The following is a 495-nucleotide window of genomic DNA, read 5'->3' on the forward strand; positions in this document are numbered from 1 at the left end:
GTAGTCGTGCTTGTCCAGCGTGGCAATGACTTGGCCTTTTTCTACCAAGCTGCCTTTATTTACGAACACGCTTTCCACGGTGCCGGGTACACGAAAAGAGAGTGAGGCGGTTTCTTTTGCTTTTACGATCCCGCTGAATGATTTATTGAGTTCTTCATTCCTTTCGTTGACTTCAATCACTTGAACGGGTCTGGATGCGCTTGGCTCCTCAACCTGAGGTTGAGCTTGATTACAGCCGAGTAGAGAGAGCGCGATAGTGCTCAGCGCAGCGGTTTTGATTTGATGATTCATAAGATGGCTCCATAATTTCGGCGCCATCTTATAATTCACAGATGTTCAGATAATCATGCGTGCGCATGATTCAATGTCACAAATTTTATGACAATAAATGCAAACTACAAAAGTTTTGGGATTTTATTGCACAAATGTTCAATAAGTAACCGGCTGGCTTGGTTCAGCGTTTTCGGTTGAGGATAGAGCAACCACCCCGTTTCT

Annotated in this window: 1 protein-coding gene and 1 pseudogene; both read right to left on the reverse strand. The window is 44.4% G+C overall.

Annotated features, from left to right (window positions below; all coding sequences use genetic code 11):
* On the reverse strand, window positions 1-291 hold a 291-nt coding region (locus R7070_RS24640), incomplete at its 3' end, for a biotin/lipoyl-binding protein (RefSeq protein ID WP_318141338.1).
* Window positions 292-395: 104 nt separating this feature from the next.
* Window positions 396-495 (reverse strand): annotated as a pseudogene (locus R7070_RS24645) (LysR family transcriptional regulator); the annotation flags it as partial.

Origin of the sequence: Vibrio sp. 1557 (genome assembly GCF_033340175.1) — a bacterium.
In the GTDB taxonomy this organism is placed as follows: Bacteria; Pseudomonadota; Gammaproteobacteria; order Enterobacterales; family Vibrionaceae; genus Vibrio; species Vibrio alginolyticus.